Raw genomic sequence first — 508 nt, 5'->3', positions numbered from 1 at the left:
CTGAAACACTTATTAATGCACGCTTTTTCATTTCCTTTATTTCCCCCTGTTTCATATAGTAGTCTATTGCTGCAATTACTCAATTGGAAAGGACTAATGATTGAACTACCTTCGGATACAGTCCATGCTCGATGCTTTGGATTTTCGCTTGAAGGCTTTCATTCGTTTCTCCTTCTATGATACCGACGGCCTCTTGAGCAATTATCGGTCCTGTATCCATTCCTTCAACCACATAGTGAACCGTTACCCCTGTTTCCTTTGCACCTGCTGCAAGCGCTTGGCCGACAGCATCTTTGCCAGGAAAATTAGGAAGCAAGGACGGGTGGATATTTATTATCTTACCAGGGAATTCCTGAAGCAGTGTATCTCCAATCAAACGCATATAACCTGCAAGGATAATCCACTCTATCTCGTAATCTTTTAGTTTCCGAAGTATATCTTGTTCATATTCCGCCTTTGAAGGATAATCTTTGGCTGTGAATGTAAACACATCAACATTGTGGTTCGC

The 508-nt window shown here is 41.5% G+C and carries 1 protein-coding gene; it reads right to left on the bottom strand.

The annotated features are described in order from the left end of the window. Positions 1–79: 79 nt before the first annotated feature. Positions 80–508, bottom strand: a 429-nt coding sequence (purN, locus tag QD409_RS35815; protein ID WP_430765096.1) for a phosphoribosylglycinamide formyltransferase, incomplete at its 5' end; no start/stop codon positions are given.

It is taken from the genome of Rhizobium sp. BR 315 (assembly GCF_050577975.1).
Taxonomy (GTDB): Bacteria; Pseudomonadota; Alphaproteobacteria; order Rhizobiales; family Rhizobiaceae; genus Rhizobium; species Rhizobium miluonense.
Note: the sequence above shows the minus strand (reverse complement) of the source record. Positions and strands in the feature narration are given on the sequence as shown.